At 59.8% G+C, this 1,382-nt stretch carries 1 protein-coding gene; it reads left to right on the forward strand.

Annotated elements, in window-relative coordinates; all coding sequences use genetic code 11:
* Positions 1-79 precede the first annotated feature (79 nt).
* Entirely contained in the window at positions 80-1,363 is a 1,284-nt protein-coding gene (locus J2X45_RS20265) for an SGNH/GDSL hydrolase family protein (RefSeq protein WP_310218529.1), read from the forward strand.
* Positions 1,364-1,382 lie beyond the last annotated feature (19 nt).

Here is a 1,382-nt window from a genome sequence, read left to right on the forward strand (position 1 = left end):
AAGGGTGGTGGGGTCATCCGCACCCTCACGATCATGCGCGACGCCCTCGTTTTGCGCGACACGCAAAGGCTGACCGACAATGGCTGATCTGATCGGGACCGACGAGACTTGGGGCGCGGTGCGCGACAAGCTGAACAACCGCGCCGCCCGCAATCCCTCGCTGGTGGTGCGCCTCGGGGACAGCCGAACGGAATTTGAGTATTCCGATCCGTCCACTCAGTTCAACCGCACGACGCGCGACGGGGTTGCGTGGGCCAATGCGATGATGGGCCTGCCTTTCCGAGAAGTCGCGAACTACGGCATTTCAGGCTCTGTGATCGAAGCTATGCAGCCATACGTGGCCCCCGCGATTGCGACCGGGGCTGGGTATTGTTTTATCTTGGATGGCCTAAACAATACCGATGCGGCGAAGCCTGGGGCCAAGACGGCGGCAGGTATGTTCGATGCGCTCGATCAACTGCTTGTGCAGCCTCTTATTGCAGCCGGGATGCGGGTTGGCATCATGCTTGAGCCTGGCGCTAACTCAGCGAACGGCAAGATTGCAATTATCAACGAATACATCGCCCGCATAGTCTCAGCCGCCAGCTCGGCGCGTTGGGGAGGCTGCGTTGACGTGTTCGATATTCGCGAGGCCGTTCTCGACCCGACAGGCGGCGCGATCGCCTACAAGAGCGGCTTCTCTTTTGACGGCGCTCACATGAACGGAAAGGGTGGATATTCGCTCGGGAAGTGGCTCGCGCCTAAGCTTTCCGGAATTTTCCCCCAACGCCCGCAGGGCCTTACGGTGGACTGGGACGCGCAGGGCTACGGCGCCAACCAGGCGTTCAGAAACCCCATGTTCGTGACGACCACGGGCGGCACGGCCGGATCTGGAATTACTGGATCGGTTCCGGCGAACTGGGCGATGGATGCTGTAAACGGCTCAGCGACAGTCTCGACAGGTGCAGCAAGTGACGGCATCGGGAATGAACTGATCGTCAACGCCACGTGGTCAGCCGATGGTGGATATGTCCGCCTTTATCAGGGGATCACCAGTCAGTACCTATTTGCTGGCGACATTCTCAGCCCTGAGTTTGACATCTCCGTTGACGCATCCCCAACGAACCTGGGTGGCGTCGGAGCATATCAAAGCTATCAGACCGATGGCGGGGCTGTTGAAACCGCTTATGATCTCAACAGCGGCGGCTTTGGCGCGCTCCCCTCCGAGGCCATGTCCTATCGGACGGGAGCGCCTCGGCGAACCCTAGCGCCATTCACGACGCTAAATTTCTACGCTGGTGGCCTTTATATCCGAGGGGCTGGAGGCTCAGGCTCTGCGACTGTTCGCATTCGCCGGGCGACTAACCGTAAGTCATACGACTAACCCCCACACCTCAAAATCG

The organism is Caulobacter sp. BE264 (assembly GCF_031457805.1).
Classification (GTDB): Bacteria; Pseudomonadota; Alphaproteobacteria; order Caulobacterales; family Caulobacteraceae; genus Caulobacter.

Excerpts from the sequence above, each read along its gene's own strand:
- J2X45_RS20265 (WP_310218529.1), top strand. The coding sequence starts at position 80 with ATGGCTGATCTGATCGGGACCGACGAGACTTGGGGCGCGGTGCGCGAC.